The following is an 18650-nucleotide window of genomic DNA, read 5'->3' as shown; positions in this document are numbered from 1 at the left end:
TCCGCAAAGGATTTGAGGCTTTTACTATATCTGATAATCAGATGATTCTATGATTCTTTATCCTACCTGGCTTCCTGGCTTAACCTTGCCAAGGAGAGAAGTTACATTCAAAGAGCCGTCGAAGTTGACTGCACTCAGAATCATACCCTGACTCTCGATGCCCATCATCTTACGAGGAGCAAAGTTGGCTACGAACAATACGTCCTTGCCGATTAGCTGCTCTGGCTCGTAGTAGGCTGCGATACCTGAGCAGATGGTGCGCTCTACGCCAGAACCATCGTCGATGGTGAACTTTAGGAGTTTCTTAGACTTCTTTACCTTCTCGCAGTTCAGAATGTGACCTACGCGGATATCGAGTTTCTCGAAATCATCGAAGCTAACCTCTGGCTTGATAGGAGCAGCCTGATAAGAAGCCTCCTCGTTAGCCTTCTTGGTGTCAGCGAGCTTCTGGAGTTGTCTTTCGATAACCTCATCCTCAATTTTCTCGAAGAGCAATTCAGGCTCACCGAGCTGGGTACCAGCCTTGAGCAAATCTGTGCTGCCGAGCTGAGTCCACTCGAAGTTAGGCATATTGATCATCTTGCGGAGCTTCTCAGAAGAGAATGGCAAGAATGGTTCGAAGGCGATGGCGAGGTTGGCAACCAACTGGAGGGAGATGTTCAAGATGGTCTCCACACGCTTAGGATCGGTCTTCCAAACCTTCCAAGGCTCACACTCTGTGATGTATCGGTTACCGATACGTGCCAGGTTCATAGCCTCTTTCTGAGCCTCGCGGAACTTGAATACGTTAAGATACTGCTCTACCTTCTCCTTCACGTCCTTGAACTCAGCGATAGCCTTTTCATCTACCTCCTGCAATTCACCACAGGCAGGAACTACACCGCCCCAATACTTCTTGGTGAGCTGGAGGGCACGGTTTACGAAGTTACCGTAAACGGCAACCAACTCAGAGTTGTTGCGCTCCTGGAAATCCTTCCAGGTAAAGTTGTTATCCTTGGTCTCAGGCGCATTGGCTGTCAATACATAGCGCAATACATCCTGCTTGCCTGGCAAATCTACGAGATACTCGTGCAACCATACAGCCCAGTTGCGGGATGTTGAAATCTTATCATCCTCCAGGTTCAGGAACTCGTTGGCTGGTACGTTGTCTGGCAAGATATAGTCGCCGTGAGCCTTCAGCATAGTAGGGAAGATGATGCAGTGGAACACGATATTGTCCTTACCGATGAAGTGAACAAGACGTGTTTCAGGATCCTGCCACCACTTCTGCCATGTTCCCCACTTTTCTGGATGAGCATCGCAAAGCTCCTTGGTGTTTGAGATGTAGCCGATAGGTGCATCGAACCAAACGTAGAGCACCTTTCCTTCTGCACCCTCTACTGGAACAGGAATACCCCAATCCAAGTCGCGGGTCATGGCACGTGGCTGAAGATCCATGTCCAACCAGCTCTTGCATTGGCCGTAAACATTGGTACGCCACTCTTTGTGGCCTTCCAGAATCCACTTCTTCAACCAATTCTGATACTTGTTCAATGGAAGATACCAGTTCTTGGTAGGCTTCTTTACGAGACCATGACCAGGGTTGTTCTTGTTGGTAGGGTTGATGAGCTCCTCAGGAGAGAGGGTAGCACCACATTTCTCGCATTGGTCACCATAAGCACCCTCTGCACCACAGCGAGGACAAGTACCTACGATATTACGGTCGGTAAGAAATTCGCCTGTTACCTCGTCGCAGAACTGCTCCTCTACCTTTTCTTCCAATACGCCCTTGTCATAGAGTGTGCGGAAGAAGTCTGAAGCAAACTTATTGTGAGTAGGCGAAGTGGTACGGCTGTAAATATCAAAAGAGATACCGAAGTCCTCGAAACTCTTTTTGATGAGGTTATGATAGCGGTCAACCACCTCCTGTACGGTAATTCCCTCTTTCTTGGCACGGATAGTAACAGGTACGCCGTGTTCATCGCTACCGCCGATGAAGACAACATCCTGCTTCTTGAGGCGGAGATAGCGAACATAGATATCGGCTGGCACGTAAACACCTGCCAGGTGACCGATGTGCACACCACCGTTGGCATAAGGCAAAGCCGCAGTAACGGTGGTACGTTTAAAGTTCTTTTGTTCCATATTAGCTAATATATTTTTGTTATTTGGCTGCAAAATTACAAAAAATGTTGGAGATAAGAAAGAATTATCGTCGCTTTTTCTTTCTTTTATATATAATAAGGTGTAAAAAGCAGAGTTCTTCAGGGTATTGAAGGTAAGGAATGGGGAGGACCGGATACGAAAAAAGGCTCTTTGCATCTCTGCAAGAGCCTCAAATCTTGTACATTTCCATCAGACTCCTCCCTGATAGGACTGTACCTAACATTATCATTTACTTTTCGAAGAACTTACTCGTTCTGACAACTTATGTTGTTGACCTTTTACAATCTAATTACCTTAGTATGTAGAAAACTTCCACCTTAATATATCTTTAATCTATAGAGAGATTTCTTACATTACGTTCATGTAGGCAATAACGGCCAACTCTGCGAGAAGAATTACGAAACCAATCTTCTTTACTGCGTCTGTAATTTTAAAAATGCAATCCATAATCTTAATAGTTTTGTTGTTAATAATTGAACCAGCGTTGTGCTAGCTTTCTTTTTTCGTTTGCAAAGGTAATGCATTTTTCTATCCTGTATGGGGTAAATTTTATCAGAATTAGTGATTTTCGTAAATTTAAAAGCTAATTAAAATCAATTATTACACCTTAGAGAATAGAAATTACCCCATCTTAGACGATTTTGCTATTCGTTTTTGTCTGTTTTTTGTGGTACTTTTGTCTTTATGGGGTAATATTTTCGTAATGACAAAAGAAAATAGCCATTCTAAAACAGGTTTATAACTATTTTAAAATGGCTATTCTTCTTTTTTTCTCCCTTTTTTTCTTTATAAATCCAACTTTTTAGAGAGAATGATAGGAAAAATCTGATTATTATCCTTTTATATATTTCTTCTTTATGATTATATATGTCCTCTTTCTGCCCAATCGCCTCTGTCGAGGGTTCTGTATCCCACGGCTTCTGCTATATGGTCAGGCTTAATCTGCTCGCTTCCTGCCAAATCTGCAATAGTGCGCGCCACTTTCAGGATTCTATTGTAAGCTCTTGCTGACAACGAAAGTTTCTCCATTGCCATTCGGAGCAGTTCTATGCCCTGTTCATCGGGTTCGGCAAACTGATGAATCATTCTTTCGGTCATCTGGGCGTTGCAATGGATGCCTTTATAATCCTTAAATCTTTCGGCTTGAACTTCTCTTGCCTTGATGACTCTTTCTCTGATCTTAGCACTTGGCTCACCTGGTGCAGCCTTTGAAATATCCTGGAAAGGAACAGGACTAATCTCGCATTGGATGTCGATGCGGTCGAGTAACGGACCCGAAATCTTGTTCATGTATCTTTGAATCTGACCTGGCGTGCAGACGCAGCGATGTGTCGGATCACCATAATATCCGCATGGACAAGGGTTCATACTTGCTACAAACATGAATGAGCAAGGATAATCTGTAGAATATTTCGCCCTGCTGATGTTGATGTGGCGGTCTTCCAATGGCTGACGGAGTACTTCCAGGGTGGTTTTATTGAACTCTGGGAGTTCGTCGCAGAACAGAACGCCATTATGAGCCAGCGATATTTCTCCCGGTTGTGGCGAAGTTCCACCGCCTACCAGAGCCACTTGCGAGATGGTATGGTGAGGAGACCGGAACGGACGTTGGGAAATGAGTGATACATTCTTGCCCAGTTTGCCTGCAATGGAGTGAATCTGTGTTGTTTCCAGACTCTCAGAGAGCGTGAGAGGGGGGAGGATGGACGGTAAACGTTTTGCCATCATCGACTTTCCGGAACCTGGAGGACCTACCATAATCAGGTTGTGTCCGCCAGCCGCAGCCACTTCGAGCGCTCTTTTCACGTTCTCCTGACCGCGAACATCGGCATAATCGTATTCACAATGTGTCTGGTTTTCGTAAAATTCCTTGCGGGTGTCAACGATTGTAGGAGAAGGATTGCTTCTGTCGCTCATGAATTGTATGACTTCGAAAAGCGTTTTCATGCCGTAAACCTCAAGGTTGTTTACGACTGCCGCTTCCCGAGCGTTCTGTTCCGGCACAATCAGTCCCTTAAAGTGCTCTGCTCTGGCTCTGATAGCTATCGGCAGGGCACCTTTGATAGGCTGGAGCGTACCGTCAAGGCTCAACTCGCCTACCATCATGTACTCTTTCAGATGATCTTCGGGAATGTTGTTGTTGGCGCCTAGAAGTCCGATTGCAAGCGGCAAGTCGAAACTGCTGCCCTCTTTCCTGAGGTCAGCTGGAGCCAGATTGATAGTGATGTCGGCTATCGGAAATTTGAAGCCGCTATACTGGAGAGCTGCTGAAATTCGGTTACGGCTCTCCTTGACCGCCTCGTCGCCTAAGCCTGTGAGGTGGTACATGACGCCTCTGTTGAGGCTTACTTCTACGGTTACAGTAGTTACTTCTAGTCCGTTAACTGCTGCACAATATGTCTTTACTAACATATAGGCGTGCTTTTTATGGGTTCTTGACTAGCTCGAAAGTATTTATTTTAGCAGTTGATCGAGCTTATTGTAAAGCTCTTGCTTTTTCATGCCTCGGGCGATGATTTTACCATTTTGAAGTATGATGTTGTCAGGAAGGTTTTCCAATCCCAACTTCTTCAAGGTCTTGTCTTCCAGCATTTCGCCGTTGCAGATGGTGGGGCATGCGATAGAGTCGCGCTTGATGTTGTTCTTGCATTCGCTCTTGCTGGCATCCAGACAGAAAGACATCAGCTTAAGCTTGCCGTTCGATTTTTTCTGACGGCTCTTCAGTTCGCGCTGCATGTCCTGGCTGTCATAGTTATAGGTAGCCCAGGTGTAGATTACGGCAACCGGAGCGCTGCTCATTTCTGTACTAGAAACGAGTTTTCCGTTGATATCGTATGCTGTAAATGAAGGCAGGGTCGCACCGGTGCCTACATTCTTCATGGTTTCTGCCAACTGCTTCATCTTAGCCAACTGTCCGTTTTTAGGCTGTTCCTTCTCTACGATATTGATGAGTGAGAGCGCCTTGCGGTAATCAGGTTGTGTAGAAGTGATGAAGTATTTTTTAATCAGATAGATGCTGCACATAGAATTCGGATGTTCTCTGACGAAGTCTTCAGCATGCTTTTTAGCCTCAGGTGGCGTATCTTTCAGGATGTTCTGGCGGAATTTTGTCATCAGTTCGTTATCCTCGGTTCCGCTTACCTCCATTTCCTTAAGGTGCGAAGCATCTGCCTTGATTTCTACTGATTTGCCCGATTTTGCGAAAATAGGCTGCTCAGAGAAATTAGGGAAAACAAGCATAATGGTAAAATCTTCCTTACATTCGGTTTCGAAAGTAAAACGACCGCCTTCTACCTTGATGGTGTCAACGCCTTCGAAGCCCCCGTCAGGACTGTATACATAAAACTCGCCTTGATTCATGTTGAGAAATTTGCCTTCAAACTTGAAATGCCCACCGCTAACACCACATGATGTTAAGACCAGCGTAATGAATAAAATGAGGATGTAAGCAAATTTTTTCATAAGGAAAAACTTTAAGGTGCCGCGAGCGGGACTCGAACCCGCACAGCCATTACTGGCCAAGGGATTTTAAGTCCCTCGTGTCTACCAATTCCACCATTGCGGCATGGTAAACGTTAAGAGTTGAGCGGAAAACGGGACTCGGACCCGCGACCCCAACCTTGGCAAGGTTGTGCTCTACCAACTGAGCTATTTCCGCGTTATGTGGGTGCAAAGGTAATGCTATTTCTTTAAATCTCCAAGCGATTTACATTTTTTAAGACAAGAAAGCGCCATTTTTTTCGTTTGCCCTCCATTTCTGCTTAGTTTCCTACATGTATATCGCTTCCTGTACCATGGTAATCTACTATATATTTCATCAGCGCCTTGTCGTTTTTGCTCTTTCCGCCGCTTGTGATGGTTCCGTTTTCCAGGCTGTAGATGCGTTTACATTTGTCGCAAATTACCGATTGGCGGTTGCCGGTCCATTCCAGCGGATAGTTGGTTCCACCATATTGTTCCAGGCAGTTTGGACATTGGCGGTCCCAGGCTACATGTCCGCTGAAGTTGGATAATCCCATGATGAAGCCGTTCTTTTTGGCATCTTTAGGGTCGTTGCCCGCTCCCAAATAGGTATAGTTGGCATAATTCTCCTTCGCTGTAGAGAGGATGATGGTTTCCGTCTGGTTTTTCCCATCGTTTAATGTAGAATAGATATTCCAGGCTCCATTCACCTTTTTGGCGCTAACCATCGTGTAGACGCCCGTTCCGTTGAGGGCTGTTTCCAGACTTGTGCCCGGATGGTATTGCGACTTGAAATAGAACTGGCAGGGATATTTGGTGCTGATGCTGTTTTCTGCATCGCACGAACAAAGTAAGAGCATAGCTATTCCAGCCATGCTCTTCACCTTATTATATATATATACCTTATTATATATGCTATTCTTCATACAGAAACCTTTCTGTCTTTATTTCAGAAGATTCTTCTCGGCATTCTCCATGCGCTCGAAGTGGAACTCAGAGAGGGTCTGCTCCATCAGCGCCTGAATCTTGTCGTTGCAGAGATTGCCGATGCTGCCTTCGTGAGTATGATGAATATCCTTGTTTGGCTTGAATTCGCCAGCCTCGATTTCCAGTCCTACCTTCTTGTAAGCATCGCGGAATGGCATTCCGTTGGCTGCAAGCTGGTTCACTTCTTCTACTGAGAACATAGGGTCGTAGCGAGGATCGTCAAGAATATGCTCGTTCACCTCCATATTGTTGATGATGTAGGCAGCCATCTGCAGACAGTCCTTCAACTCGTCGAAGGCAGGGAGGAACACTTCCTTGATAATCTGAAGATCGCGGAAATAGCCTACTGGCAGGTTGTTCATGATGAGCATTACCTGCTGTGGAAGGCTCTGGAGCTTGTTGCTCTTGGCGCGAATCAACTCGAATACGTCTGGATTCTTCTTGTGTGGCATGATGCTCGAACCGGTGGTGCACTCCTTAGGCAATTTCACGAAACCGAAGTTCTGACAGTTGAACATGCAGGCGTCGAAAGCCATCTTTGCCAAAGTTCCTGCCACGGTAGCCATGGCGAAAGCCACGTTGCGCTCCATCTTTCCTCTGCCCATTTGTGCGTAAACCACATTATAGTCCATGCTGTCGAAACCGAGAAGCTCGGTGGTCATGGTGCGGTTCAGAGGGAATGAACTTCCATAGCCGGCAGCACTACCCAACGGGTTGCGGTTGGTCATGCGGTAAGCAGCCTGAAGGAAGAGCATATCGTCGGCAAGTCCCTCAGCATAAGCGCCAAACCAGAGCCCGAATGATGAAGGCATAGCCACCTGCAGATGGGTGTAGCCCGGCATCAGCACGTCCTTATACTGGTTGCTCTTCTGAATCAGCTCATCGAAGAGAATCTTCACGGCGTCCACAATCTCCTTCAACTCATGACGGGTGAAGAGTTTGAGGTCTACGAGAACCTGGTCGTTGCGTGATCTACCCGAATGAATCTTCTTGCCCATGTCGCCCAGTTTCTGGGTGAGCATCAGTTCTACCTGGGAATGAACGTCTTCCACGCCGTCTTCTATTACGAATTCGCCCTTGTCGGCGATGGCGTAGATGTTTTTCAGTTCGGCAAGGAGCTGGGTGAGTTCATCTTTCTCCAGGAGTCCGATGCTTTCGAGCATGGTGATGTGTGCCATACTGCCCAGCACGTCATACTTGGCGAGATAGAGGTCGAGTTCGCGGTCTCTTCCTACGGTGAATCTTTCAATTTCCTTGTTTACTTCGAAGTTCTTTTCCCAAAGTTTATGTGCCATAATTTCTTTATTTATTAATCCTGGTAAGGAATCATTGCAAGCGCATCAGCAATTTTTTCGATGCCTTCCTGCAATGGCTTCTTCACCATACCCTTGATAAACATGTTAAGTTCTGCCTTGATGGTGAGTTTCATTTTGCATGAGAATTCGCCTGTAGGGAGCAGCTGAATCCAGAAGTTGAAAGGAACAGGGCTGTTTTCTGTTTCAAACTTGATGGTCTTAGGCTCCTCGCGGTCGATGATGCGCATCTTGATTTCACCCACCATAGGTGCTGTGATAGAGATGCTGTCGCTATCAAACTTGAGGTCCTTCAGCTTTTCCATTTCCTTTCTCTTGTCCTCAGGAATCTGGTCTTTCACCTGCTCGAAGCGGTCTTTGAGCATCTGCAGGTTGTTCAGATCGCTCAATGTACGGTAAACAGATTCCTGCTTGTGAGGAATCTGTTTGATATTACTTTCGAATGTACTTGTACTCATTATTGATGGGTCAGCTTGATTACTTCTTCCAGTTAGCTGGGTCCTTGCGCCACTCGTGGAGCAACTCTACGTCTTCCTGTTTGATATAGCCAGTCTCCAGAGCCTCTGCCACTACGTGCTCATAGTCGGTCAAAGTAACCAGCTTTACGTTAGCATCAGCAAAAGCCTTCTCGGCGATAGGGAAACCATAGGTGTAGCTAGCTACCATGCCCACAATCTCGTTGCCGTTCTTGCGGAGAGCTTCTACTGCCTTGAGAGAGCTGCCGCCGGTAGAAATCAGGTCTTCTACTACCACAACCTTAGCCTTAGGGTCGAGCTGACCTTCGATGAGGTTCTGCATACCGTGATCCTTTGGTTTAGAACGAACGTATACGAAAGGCATGTTCAGTTCGTCAGCAACCAAAGCACCCTGCGCGATGGCACCAGTAGCTACTCCGGCTACAGCATCAGCCTCTGGGAACTGCTCCAGGATAGCGTGAACGAGCTCAAGCTTTACATAATTGCGGAGTTCTGGGAATGAGAGAGTCTTGCGGTTATCGCAATAGAATGGTGACTTCCAGCCAGAAGCCCATGTGAATGGATCATTAGGCTGCAACTTGATAGCCTTTACTTTCAATAACTTAGATGCGAATTCTTTCTTCAGTTTGTCCATAATCTTTAAAGGATTAAATTATTATTAATTATTTTGCAAAGGTACAATGATTTTTGCACACGGCGGCTATATTTAGGGTTAAAATGTTTTAACTCTCGGCAAAAAAGGGTCTTTAGTCGTGTGCGAAACCTACAGTCAGCACGCTTATCTTCATCTTTCCGGCTGCTTTTATCAGGGTTTCCGCACAGGAGATGATGGTGGCTCCGGTGGTGCATACGTCGTCGATGATGAGGATATGTTTGCCTTCAAGTTGCGTGATGGGGTGCTCCCCCTGCCCGTCATGATAGGTTGCTGCGGCTTCAAAAACCTGGCTCACGTTTTCCTGTCTTTCCTGCCGGTTCTTGTGGGTTTGGCTTTCGCTAAACTTTTTCCTTCTTACGGCATCCTTGATGATGGTCAGATGGGTGAGTTGCTGGATGCCTTTGGCGATGAGAAGGCTCTGGTTATAGCCGCGCTCTTTCTGTCGTTTCCTTGTGAGCGGGATGGGGATGATGGCGTCTATTCCGTCGAAGAACTGAATGCTTAACCCCTTCTTTGCCAGCATTCTGCCCAGATAGATTCCCATTTCAGGATGATGCATGTATTTCAGCTGGTAGACGGCTCTTGCCGATGTGGCATGACTGATGTGACGGAAGAGGGCGCAGCAGCGTTCGATGGGAATCAGATGCCAGAAGAGTTTTGCCATCTCGTTCTCGTAGGGCTGCTCCCAGGTATCGGTTCTCGGCATGCGGAACAGACATTTTATGCATATCATCTCCTCCCCGCCAGCGAGCACATTTCCGCAGATGGCGCAGGTTCGGGGGAAGAATAAATCTAATATGTCTCTTAACAGGCTGGTACGCATGGCTTTACTCTTAATTTTGAGGTTTGGATATTGAACTTGATGCTTTGCTTTAGAATTCCTCTTCGAAATCGATGTCTCCCAGATCTTCTTCCTTCATCCGGTCGATGCATTTGTGGATAACCTCCATGCTGTATCCTCTTCCCAGGGCAAAGCGGATGAGTTTCATCGAGCGTTCATAGTCGTTCTTTGCCTTGATGGTTTTATATTTGTTTTTCATCAGGGGCAGGAGGGTTTCCATATACAGGTCGTCTTCAATCTCTTCGAAGATAGGGTCGGAGATGTCCTTCGGAATATGTTTCATCCACAGCGCCTGTTCCACCTTCCGGCGTCCCCACTTGTTGTATTTTATCTTGTCGTTGATAAAGAAGCGTGCGAAACGTTCGTCGTCGATGAATTTCTTCTCGGTCAGGAATTCCATGTTTCTGGCGATGGCATCTTCGGGCAGTTCCCACTTCTTCATCTTGTCGATCATCTCTTGCGAGCAATGTTCGGCTTGGGTGCAGAGGGTGGTGAGCTTCAGGAGCGCCTGCTGCTCGGTCATCGGCTTTTTATACTTTGAACTTTGAGATTTGAACATGATGATTTTACTTTGAACTTTGAGATTTGAACATTGAACTTTATGATTTGCCGGCTCGCATCATTCTCTGCTTTCCGAAGGCATCTTCCTTTGTATCAATAGCTTTAAAACCCAATCCTTCCAGCATTTCCCTTGTTTCTTTTTCATAGATAGGATTGATTTCGAAGTATAATGCACCTCTGGATTTGAGGGCAGAAGAGGCATATTCGGCGATGGCTCTATAGAACTTCAGAGGCTCTTCATCGGGCACGAAGAGGGCGATTCCAGGTTCGTGTTCCAACACATTCTTCTCCATATCCGCTTTCTCCTTTTCGCAGATATACGGGGGATTGCTCACGATGATGTTCCATCTTCCGGCATCCGATGTTTCCGCCAACTTCAGGGCATCCTGATATTCTATTTTTACGTTACCGGCATCCAGAAGCGCAACATTTCCCTGTGCTATCTTCAAGGCATCTTCCGAAATATCCCAACCCGTAACCTCCGAGCCGCCGATGTCCAGTCCCAGCGTAATGGCGATGCAGCCCGAACCCGTACAGATATCCAGGATGCGGATGGTGTTTTCTTCCTTCTCTCCTTCCGTAATCCCTTTGTTTTCAGTCGCATCTTTTTCTATCCACTCGCAGAGTTCCGCCGTTTCGGGTCTCGGAATCAGCACGCCCGGCTCTACATGGAAGGTTCTTCCTGCAAAGTCAGCTTCTCCCAGAACATACTGTACAGGTTCGCCTTTTTGCAATCTTCTGATAATTTCTTCCAGTTTTCTTTCTTCATCTGCAGATAATTCATTAACTTTGCCGCAGATTATGTCGGTCAGCGTCATTCCGTACTTCACATCGAGCACGGTGCGGACGATAGCCTGTGCTTCGCCCGCCTCATATAGAGTGGTAATGGATTGCCAAAGTTGTTGATACGTTTTCATCTCTAAATCGTATATTATGATTTGATTTGAGAGCAAAGGTACGACATTTTATCGAAAAGTAAGTAAAAAACGAAGAAAAGTTTTAGATATGGAACAAAATAATGTTTCTTTTCAGAATGTGAAGACGGGCGAACCGTTGTCGCAAAAGGAAATAGACGAAATGTTTATGCGCCGCTGTCTGCAGCTGGCGAAAAACGGAAGAGAGAATGCCAAACCCAATCCGATGGTGGGAGCCGTTATCGTGAGTGGGGATGGCAGAATCATCGGCGAAGGCTATCATGTAAGGTGCGGAGAGGGCCATGCTGAAGTCAACGCCTTTGCTTCTATTAAGCCCGAGGATGAGCATCTGTTAAGCCAAGCTACCATCTATGTGAGTCTCGAACCCTGCTCTCATTACGGCAAGACGCCGCCTTGCGCCGATTTGATAGTAAGAAAAGGAGTAAAGCGATGCGTTTGCGGCTGCGTAGATCCCTTTGCCAAGGTTCAGGGCCGCGGTATCCGCAAGATTCGCGAGGCAGGCATCGAAGTAACAGTAGGCGTTCTGGAGGCGGAATGTCTCGAACTCAACAAGCGCTTCATCACCTTCAACACCCATCAGCGTCCTTACATCATCCTGAAATGGGCGCAGACCGCGAATGGCTTTCTTGATAACGGGGGTAGGGGTATGGCTATTTCCTCGCCTTTCACCAAGATGCTCTCCCACAAGTTGCGTGCTGAGAACGATGCCATCCTCATAGGCCGCGTAACCGATGAGCGCGACCACAGTCAGCTCAACGTTAGAGATTGGAGCGGCAAGGACCCGATGCGCCTGGTCATCGACCGCCATCATCCTTGTTTTGAAGGTCTGGATTTCTCACGGGGCAAGACGGAAGTGTTGCAGCAAATCATGCAGTACTTATATAATAATAAGGTACAGTCGCTGATAGTAGAGGGAGGCGCCATCACCCATCAGGCATTCCTTGATACCGGACTTTGGGATGAAATCAGGGTAGAAACGTTGTTATCCACATCTGTGGAAAACGTGGTAACTGCCGGAACACCAGCGCCAAAGCTCCCTCATAACGTCCGGTTAATCAGCCACGAGGCGTATGATGGAAATGTTATCAACACCTATGAGCGGATGTAATCTTCTCATAGATTTGCTTTTTCCTTCGCCAGCGATTTTCAACAGATTTAGTGGGGCGTATGCCCAATTTAACATTCAACACTTAACATTCTAAAAAAAGATGAGTAACAGATTTACATCGCGCCTGAGCGATGACGACGATTTCAAGCGAGACGAACTGATACGTAAGATAGAGCATTCGGTAGAGCAGATGACGCTCTCAGAACTGGAAGCCCTGTCCTACGATATGTTTACCAAGGGTTATATGGAGGATTATTAGATTCTCTTTAATCGGGAACAGCCGATGAGAGAAACGAAAATAGCCAACTGGCAAAACGTAGACAGCCGACTAGCGCATGTGTTGCTAGTCGGCTGTTTTACTGAAACAGTTATCTAAAACGCTTTATTTTGTTTTCGTATAAGCTTCCTGCCAAATACTCTTCACTCTTCACCTTATGCTCGGAACCCCCTGTGTTTATCGGCATTCCGAGGGGTGAAGAGTATTTGGGTACTCTTCACCCACTCTTCACCACTCTTCACCTTCAGGCGTATCTTGCGCCAATTCTCTTAGCGGTTTGCAAATCCGCCAAAACAGAGTGGTGAAGAGAGGTGAAGAGTGGGTGAAGAGATGAAAAGAACTCTTCACCCTTCGGAATGCCGATAAACACAGGGGTTCCCGGCCGAAAGGTGAAGAGTGAAGAGTATTTTGATGATAGCTTCGTATTCTTCAATTGTCGTCATGATTTTTATGTTGTTTCGTTGTTTTGAAATGTGAAAATGATAGGAGCGTTATCCGTTGTCCTGCTTTTCCAGATAAAATGTAACATGGTAGCCCGAGATGGAAGTATCGGAGAGTCCCAGTTCGATGTTTTGCATCATCAGCATCTGGCGGGAGAGGGATAGTCCGATGCCCGTGCCGGAAGATTTGGTGGTGAAGAACGGAATGAAAATCTCTCTAGCCACATCGGCAGGAATCGGTTCGCCGTTGTTGCTGAACAGCAGGATAGAACGCTCGTTTTGGCTTATGCGGACATCGATGTCGGTAGCATGGGCTTCGATGGCATTCTTGATGAGATTGATGAATACCTGGCGCAGCATGTTGCGGTCGGCTTCCAGCGTAGCATCTTGGGGAAGGGAAATGTGCCAGCTGATGTCGGGATAGAGCGCCTTGATGCTTTCCATGAAAGAGGCAAGCGGAAGGGGTTCTACGACGGGAGCCTGAAGCTGGGTGAGCTTGCGGTAACTATCTACAAAGTTGGTGAGCGACTTGCTGGTGTCGTGAATCGCCTGAATGCCTTCCTCGTATTCGCTTCCCTTGATCTGCGGGTTGCAGAGATAGGCTTGGCAGATGCTGGAGATGGGAGCCGTGGCATTCATGATTTCATGGGTAAGCACACGGGTCAGCTTTTGCCAGGATTCCACTTCGTGCCGGGCAACGAGGCGGGCAATATCGCCCTGCATGTCGTTGAGTGCCTGCTGCAAGGCTCTTTCGCCAGGCAGCAAGCCAGAAGTGGGGAGGCGGAAGGCGTAATCGCCATTTCTTACAGCCTCACGCATCAGGAAGGCACGCGCCTTCAGTCTTCGTTGATGGCGAAAGAACAGATAGATGAGGCTGCCCAGGATGAGGCAGATTCCACCTATTAAATATATAAGTTTAATAATAATCATAAAATAGCTCTAATACATTTGTCTCTTAACTTCTTTAACTTCCCCTACAAGGCGTCATCTCTTCAGTTTTGCATAGAGGGTTTGTCGGGTAATGCCGAGCATTTCGGCTGCACGCGAGATGTTGCCGTGGCATTTATCCACAACCTTCCGGATGTAGTCGTTCTCGAAGTTCTCCAAGGTTGCCACTTCTGTATTGTTGTCGATGGCGTCCTTGAGCACCCTTATCAGTTCGTCATTATCCCAGGGTTTGGTGACAAAATCGGCGGCTCCGCTTTTCAATCCCTTGATGGCTAGCTGCACATCGGCAAAGGCGGTGATGAGCACCACGGGGATATGGGCGTGGAGCCGGCGGAAGGTGCGGAGCCAGAGTAAACCGTCCTGACCGCTGTTCACGCCAAGCGAGAAGTTCATGTCGAGCAGGATGAGATCTACCTGCTCCTGTTGCAGCAACGTGGGGGCTGTATCGGGGCGAGACAGGGTGAGAATCCGTTCGAACGTATTGCCCAGACAGATCTTCAGCGCCGTGAGTATCGACGGATTATCGTCGATGACAAGAAGGGTTCCGTATTTCATATTTTCTTTTTTGTTTGCAAAAGTACGCTTTTTTCCTGAAACGGCAAACAAAAACGGCGCTGTTGTGTGATAATCATACAATAGAGTGTATGAATTTCATACAATCCACCTTTCGGGCTGGTGAAAAACTTGGCAGAAAACGGGAGAAGCCGTAACTTTGCAGCAGTTTTAAATAAATGAGTATATGATGAAAAGTTATGTGAAATTCTTATCACGCAACAAGCTTTATGCCACCATAGAGGCGTTGGGTCTCTCGGTGGCGCTGGCTTTTGTGCTGATTCTCGTTTCTTATGCTACTGCAGAGTACCGTGTGGGAACGAATCAGAAACTGGCGAAGGAACTCTATGTAGCAGGTTCCGGTGATTATCTCGGAATGACCTGGGGTACAGCTAAGGAATTCTTTCCTTCCATCCCCGAAATCAAGGGATGGACAAGATTTGGTGAATATTACGCTCCGCAGGGAGCCATGATAGATGGACAGTATTATGAGGCAAAATATCTGGCTATCGACCCGAACTTCTCTCAGTTCATGGGTTACAAATGCCGTGGTTGTGCGCCTGACCATCTCCTTTCGGATACTCATCAGGCGATGGTCTCGGAATCGTTCGCCAAGAAAGCCTTCGGCAACGCTAATCCTATCGGCCGCACCATCCAATGCGGTAAGTTGCAATTCAAGGTAGTGGGAATCATGGAGGATTTCGACCGTGAAGACCTTTTTGCCCCATACGATATTTTCGTGTCGATAAAACTGATAGAAGCTGAGGCTCAGCCGATGGATCAGTTTGGCGCCTGCGTCACGGTGGCACGGCTGGCAAAGGAAGCCGACCCCGAAAAGGTGAGACAGACCTTGCTCGGCAAATACATAAATTATTGGAAAGAATGGAAGAAGGAGTCGGATGGAGCCAACTTCATGTGGGGTTGCCAGTTTGTAAGATGGGACCAGATTCATTTTGCGGATGATGATATCGAGATTTTCAAGCATGGCAATCGTTCTCTCGTGAATATCCTCCTGGTCGTAGCGCTGGTTCTGCTGCTTTCTGCCTTGTTCAACTACATCAATCTTACGGTGGCTCAGATTGGCAACCGTGCGAAGGAGATGGCTACCCGAAGGCTGCTGGGCGAATCGGTAGAGGGCGTGATGCTTCGTTATCTCAAGGAGTCGGCGCTCTTTACGGCAGTCTGCTTCCTGCTGGGCTTGCTGATTTCCTGGGCATTCATCCCGTTGTTCAATTCGATGTTGGATACGAAAATCGACCTGTTCCATTCCATCGACCTTCTGTGGTTCCTGCCGTTGGCTTACGTCATCATTTCCATCTTTGCGGGAATCCTTCCTGCCATCGTGGTTTCCCGTTTCAATCCGATAGATGTGGTGAAGGGAACCATCCGCATGCGCAGCAAGATGTGGTTCAGCAAGATATTTATCGTAGCCCAGAACGTCATCAGCATCACGCTGGTAGTGATGGCGATAACGATGATGCTCCAGATGAAGCATCTTGCCGATTTGCCGTTGGGTTATCAGACGAAGGATATTGTTTCCATCTATTCTTCCTTGGATGGTTCGCCTGAGAAGATGGCTATCCTCAAGAACCGATTGAAAGCGCTTCCTGAGGTGGAAGAGGCAACTTACGGCAAAGCCAATCCTATCAGAAGCTGGGGAAATGGCGTGCATGATGACAACGAAAAACTGATAGGAATGCTCCGTATGTTCATGGCTGATTCTACGGCGATGAAGATGTTGGGATTCAAGGTGATTGAACAGTATTGCGAGCCAACCTATGGCAAGATTTGGGTAACGGAAGATGCGAAGCGTGCCTATGGTGTTTCTGCCCACAAGCCTTGGTTCGGAATGAGAATGAAGGATGGAAAGCATGAATACGAGGTTTGTGGCGTGATAGCCGATTACCATAGTGGAGATGCGCTGAGCGAGAATGAGAAAACGGAGCATAATGCCATTGGAGTCATTACCCCGCAGCAGGGTGGATGGTCTGTTCTGGTGAAAACCCGTGGCGATCATGCCCAGGCGCAGCTGGCAATCCGGAATACATGCAAGCAGGTGGCTAAGGAACTGATGGGCGTTCCTACGGAAATGGAGGTGGAGTATTTGGATGATACGCTGAAGAATAACCTCAAGGACAAGCATAATATGATGGTGCTCATCATCACCTTCATGAGCATCTCTATCCTGATTTCTGCCCTGGGTCTCTTTGGAATGTCGGTTTATTACGGCAACCAGCAGAAGCGCCAGATTGCCCTGCGCAAGGTGATGGGTGCTTCGATTGGGGATGCAGCTTGGCAACTGGCTAAGAGATTCCTCGTCAGTTCGCTGGTGGCTGTGGTCATCGCCATCCCTATCTGCGTGAAGCTGATGCAGACTTATCTTATGGATTTCGTCCATCGCATCTCCTTCCCTTGGTGGGTGTTGCTGGCTGGCGCCGTCTTTACCTTATTGATAGCCTTTGTTTCGGTTATCGGCTGCACCCTGCGTACGGCGATGTCGAATCCGATAGACAGCATCAAGGCTGAATAATGAGTCATAAACTTTAATAAGATTTCTAACGATAAAAAGTTTCTTACGATGATACGAACAGAGAATTTAACTAGAATATTCCGCACGGAAGAGGTGGAAACCATCGCCCTGAACGGCGTAAATATAGAAGTAGAAGATGGCGAGTTTATCGCCATCATGGGTCCTTCGGGATGCGGCAAGTCAACCTTGCTGAACATCCTGGGCTTGCTGGATAGTCCTACGGAGGGCAAGTATTGGCTGAATAACGAGGAAGTGGGTCACCTGAAGGAACGTGAGCGTACCGCCTATCGCAAGGGTCGCATCGGCTTCGTGTTCCAGAACTTCAATCTTATCGACGAACTTACCGTTGAGGAAAATGTGGATTTACAGCTGAAATACCTCGGAGTAGGGAAGGCGGAGCGCAAGGAGCGCGTGCTCGAAATATTGAGAAAGGTGAAGCTGAGTCATCGTGCCAAGCATTATCCTCACCAGCTTTCGGGCGGTCAGCAGCAGAGGGTTGCCATCGCCCGTGCCGTGGTGGGCAAGCCTAGCATCATCCTTGCCGATGAGCCTACGGGTAATCTCGATTCCAAGAATGGTATGGAGGTGATGCAGTTGCTCAGCGAACTGAATGAGGAGGGAACCACCATCGTGATGGTGACGCACTCCAAGCACGATGCTACCTACGCCAGTCGCATCATCAATCTGTTTGATGGACAAGTGGTGGATGCGGTAAATGAGCAGCTTTAATCTTTGGTTTCGAATGATTAGCTTTGAGCAGCGTTTCTGTCCAATAATTAGACGCCGGTGTCTAATTGTTGGACAGTTTGTTTAATGAGGGTTTTTATCTAATGGCTTGATTATCAGGAGAAGTGATGTTTTGGCACGGCTCTTGTCCTTATCATGCCAAAATGAAGAAGATTATGAAAAGAATAGGAATATTGATAGGATGGTTGGTCTGGGCGGCTGGTGCCTCGGCACAGAGCTGGAGCCTTGACGACTGCATGAAGTACGCCGTGGAGCACGCCACGGAGGTGAAGCGGGAGGTGGTAAACGCCCGCCAGCGCAAGCAGGATTACCAGCATGCTGTGGCAGGATTCCTGCCTACCGTTACGGGTGGCGTGCAGGGACAGTACGCCTGGGGTCGAAACATCGATCCGGAAACCAATACTTATAATAATGTAACGACATTCAACAACTACTATCAGCTTTATGCCGAACTGAATGTCTTTGATGGTTTCGCCACCATCAACGCCTTGAAGCAGGCAAAGCTGAGCCGTGATTATTCTGCCACGGCGATGCAGAAGATTCAGGACGACCGAGCCATCGATGTGATGCAGAAATATGTGGATGCTGCCTATGCTGAGGCAAGTATTCAGATAGCAAGCGAGAAACTGAACGAAAGCAAGCGGATGCTGGCTAAGATGAAGCGCCTGTATGA

17 protein-coding genes and 2 tRNA genes are annotated in these 18650 nt (G+C 47.4%); 5 read left to right on the top strand and 14 right to left on the bottom strand.

The genetic code is table 11. From position 1 onward, the window contains the following. Nucleotides 1-57 precede the first annotated feature (57 nt). From metG to prmC, 12 genes are all read right to left on the bottom strand, one after another. Entirely contained in the window at nt 58-2124 is a 2067-nt protein-coding gene (metG, locus tag ACWJAO_RS07550; RefSeq protein ID WP_144155712.1) for a methionine--tRNA ligase, read from the bottom strand. 882 nt (nt 2125-3006) lie between these two features. After that, nucleotides 3007-4557, bottom strand: a complete 1551-nt coding sequence (locus tag ACWJAO_RS07545; RefSeq protein WP_449139802.1) for a YifB family Mg chelatase-like AAA ATPase — start codon at nt 4555-4557, stop codon at nt 3007-3009. Nucleotides 4558-4599: 42 nt separating this feature from the next. Further along, on the bottom strand, nt 4600-5607 hold the full coding sequence (locus ACWJAO_RS07540; protein WP_449139801.1) for a DUF4369 domain-containing protein: 1008 nt from the start codon (nt 5605-5607) through the stop codon (nt 4600-4602). A 17-nt stretch (nt 5608-5624) separates the two neighbouring features. Then, nucleotides 5625-5710 (bottom strand) — tRNA-Leu (locus tag ACWJAO_RS07535). 20 nt (nt 5711-5730) lie between these two features. Beyond that, nucleotides 5731-5803: transfer RNA gene (locus ACWJAO_RS07530), tRNA-Gly, on the bottom strand. 103 nt (nt 5804-5906) lie between these two features. Beyond that, nucleotides 5907-6533 carry a hypothetical protein gene (locus tag ACWJAO_RS07525; RefSeq protein WP_264910410.1) on the bottom strand — a complete coding sequence of 209 codons (627 nt, stop codon included), beginning with the start codon at nt 6531-6533 and terminating at the stop codon, nt 5907-5909. Between the two features lie 18 nt (nt 6534-6551). Further along, a complete protein-coding gene (argH, locus tag ACWJAO_RS07520) occupies nt 6552-7889 on the bottom strand; it encodes an argininosuccinate lyase (protein WP_287798138.1) in 1338 nt (445 codons plus the stop codon). Between the two features lie 14 nt (nt 7890-7903). Then, nucleotides 7904-8365 (bottom strand): SRPBCC family protein, encoded by a 462-nt coding sequence (locus ACWJAO_RS07515; protein ID WP_117587246.1) that lies wholly within the window; start codon nt 8363-8365, stop codon nt 7904-7906. Between the two features lie 19 nt (nt 8366-8384). Next, entirely contained in the window at nt 8385-9017 is a 633-nt protein-coding gene (pyrE, locus tag ACWJAO_RS07510; RefSeq protein WP_006848066.1) for an orotate phosphoribosyltransferase, read from the bottom strand. Between the two features lie 112 nt (nt 9018-9129). Beyond that, nucleotides 9130-9771, bottom strand: coding sequence for a ComF family protein (locus ACWJAO_RS07505; protein WP_449139800.1), 642 nt, complete (start codon nt 9769-9771; stop codon nt 9130-9132). A 139-nt stretch (nt 9772-9910) separates the two neighbouring features. Beyond that, a complete protein-coding gene (locus ACWJAO_RS07500) occupies nt 9911-10438 on the bottom strand; it encodes a regulatory protein RecX (protein WP_181975270.1) in 528 nt (175 codons plus the stop codon). Nucleotides 10439-10478: 40 nt separating this feature from the next. Beyond that, the gene (gene prmC / locus ACWJAO_RS07495) at nt 10479-11357 is read right to left on the bottom strand and encodes a peptide chain release factor N(5)-glutamine methyltransferase (protein WP_449139799.1); all 879 of its coding nucleotides are present in this window, start codon (nt 11355-11357) and stop codon (nt 10479-10481) included. Nucleotides 11358-11445: 88 nt separating this feature from the next. Here prmC and ribD point away from each other — a divergent pair, with 88 nt between their 5' ends. Then, on the top strand, nt 11446-12483 hold the full coding sequence (gene ribD, locus ACWJAO_RS07490) for a bifunctional diaminohydroxyphosphoribosylaminopyrimidine deaminase/5-amino-6-(5-phosphoribosylamino)uracil reductase RibD (protein ID WP_449139798.1): 1038 nt from the start codon (nt 11446-11448) through the stop codon (nt 12481-12483). Nucleotides 12484-12583: 100 nt separating this feature from the next. Further along, the gene (locus tag ACWJAO_RS07485) at nt 12584-12742 is read left to right on the top strand and encodes a hypothetical protein (RefSeq protein WP_022121547.1); all 159 of its coding nucleotides are present in this window, start codon (nt 12584-12586) and stop codon (nt 12740-12742) included. A 509-nt stretch (nt 12743-13251) separates the two neighbouring features. Here the strand turns inward: ACWJAO_RS07485 and ACWJAO_RS07480 are convergent. Then, nucleotides 13252-14130 (bottom strand): sensor histidine kinase, encoded by an 879-nt coding sequence (locus ACWJAO_RS07480; protein WP_449139797.1) that lies wholly within the window; start codon nt 14128-14130, stop codon nt 13252-13254. 54 nt (nt 14131-14184) lie between these two features. Next, complete coding sequence (locus tag ACWJAO_RS07475; protein ID WP_117664044.1) at nt 14185-14703, bottom strand: DNA-binding response regulator; 519 nt, start codon at nt 14701-14703, stop codon at nt 14185-14187. 184 nt (nt 14704-14887) lie between these two features. Here ACWJAO_RS07475 and ACWJAO_RS07470 point away from each other — a divergent pair, with 184 nt between their 5' ends. The 3 genes from ACWJAO_RS07470 to ACWJAO_RS07460 form a co-directional block, all read left to right on the top strand. Beyond that, entirely contained in the window at nt 14888-17230 is a 2343-nt protein-coding gene (locus tag ACWJAO_RS07470) for an ABC transporter permease (RefSeq protein ID WP_449139796.1), read from the top strand. A gap of 48 nt (nt 17231-17278) precedes the next feature. Continuing rightward, nucleotides 17279-17959: an ABC transporter ATP-binding protein gene (locus ACWJAO_RS07465; RefSeq protein WP_294717034.1), complete on the top strand. Its 681-nt coding sequence runs from the start codon at nt 17279-17281 to the stop codon at nt 17957-17959. 173 nt (nt 17960-18132) lie between these two features. Continuing rightward, nucleotides 18133-18650, top strand: a 518-nt coding sequence (locus ACWJAO_RS07460) for a TolC family protein (protein ID WP_449139795.1), incomplete at its 3' end; no start/stop codon positions are given.

The organism is Segatella sp., from assembly GCF_977051555.1.
Note: the sequence above shows the minus strand (reverse complement) of the source record. Positions and strands in the feature narration are given on the sequence as shown.

What these genes read in the sequence shown, in the direction of transcription:
- metG (WP_144155712.1), bottom strand. Translation starts at nt 2,124, where the DNA reads ATGGAACAAAAGAACTTTAAACGTACCACCGTTACTGCGGCTTTGCCT.
- ACWJAO_RS07545 (WP_449139802.1), bottom strand. Translation starts at nt 4,557, where the DNA reads ATGTTAGTAAAGACATATTGTGCAGCAGTTAACGGACTAGAAGTAACT.
- ACWJAO_RS07540 (WP_449139801.1), bottom strand. Translation starts at nt 5,607, where the DNA reads ATGAAAAAATTTGCTTACATCCTCATTTTATTCATTACGCTGGTCTTA.
- ACWJAO_RS07525 (WP_264910410.1), bottom strand. Translation starts at nt 6,533, where the DNA reads ATGAAGAATAGCATATATAATAAGGTATATATATATAATAAGGTGAAG.
- argH (WP_287798138.1), bottom strand. Translation starts at nt 7,889, where the DNA reads ATGGCACATAAACTTTGGGAAAAGAACTTCGAAGTAAACAAGGAAATT.
- ACWJAO_RS07515 (WP_117587246.1), bottom strand. Translation starts at nt 8,365, where the DNA reads ATGAGTACAAGTACATTCGAAAGTAATATCAAACAGATTCCTCACAAG.
- pyrE (WP_006848066.1), bottom strand. Translation starts at nt 9,017, where the DNA reads ATGGACAAACTGAAGAAAGAATTCGCATCTAAGTTATTGAAAGTAAAG.
- ACWJAO_RS07505 (WP_449139800.1), bottom strand. Translation starts at nt 9,771, where the DNA reads ATGATATGCATAAAATGTCTGTTCCGCATGCCGAGAACCGATACCTGG.
- ACWJAO_RS07500 (WP_181975270.1), bottom strand. Translation starts at nt 10,438, where the DNA reads ATGTTCAAATCTCAAAGTTCAAAGTATAAAAAGCCGATGACCGAGCAG.
- prmC (WP_449139799.1), bottom strand. Translation starts at nt 11,357, where the DNA reads ATGAAAACGTATCAACAACTTTGGCAATCCATTACCACTCTATATGAG.
- ribD (WP_449139798.1), top strand. Translation starts at nt 11,446, where the DNA reads ATGGAACAAAATAATGTTTCTTTTCAGAATGTGAAGACGGGCGAACCG.
- ACWJAO_RS07485 (WP_022121547.1), top strand. Translation starts at nt 12,584, where the DNA reads ATGAGTAACAGATTTACATCGCGCCTGAGCGATGACGACGATTTCAAG.
- ACWJAO_RS07480 (WP_449139797.1), bottom strand. Translation starts at nt 14,130, where the DNA reads ATGATTATTATTAAACTTATATATTTAATAGGTGGAATCTGCCTCATC.
- ACWJAO_RS07475 (WP_117664044.1), bottom strand. Translation starts at nt 14,703, where the DNA reads ATGAAATACGGAACCCTTCTTGTCATCGACGATAATCCGTCGATACTC.
- ACWJAO_RS07470 (WP_449139796.1), top strand. Translation starts at nt 14,888, where the DNA reads ATGATGAAAAGTTATGTGAAATTCTTATCACGCAACAAGCTTTATGCC.
- ACWJAO_RS07465 (WP_294717034.1), top strand. Translation starts at nt 17,279, where the DNA reads ATGATACGAACAGAGAATTTAACTAGAATATTCCGCACGGAAGAGGTG.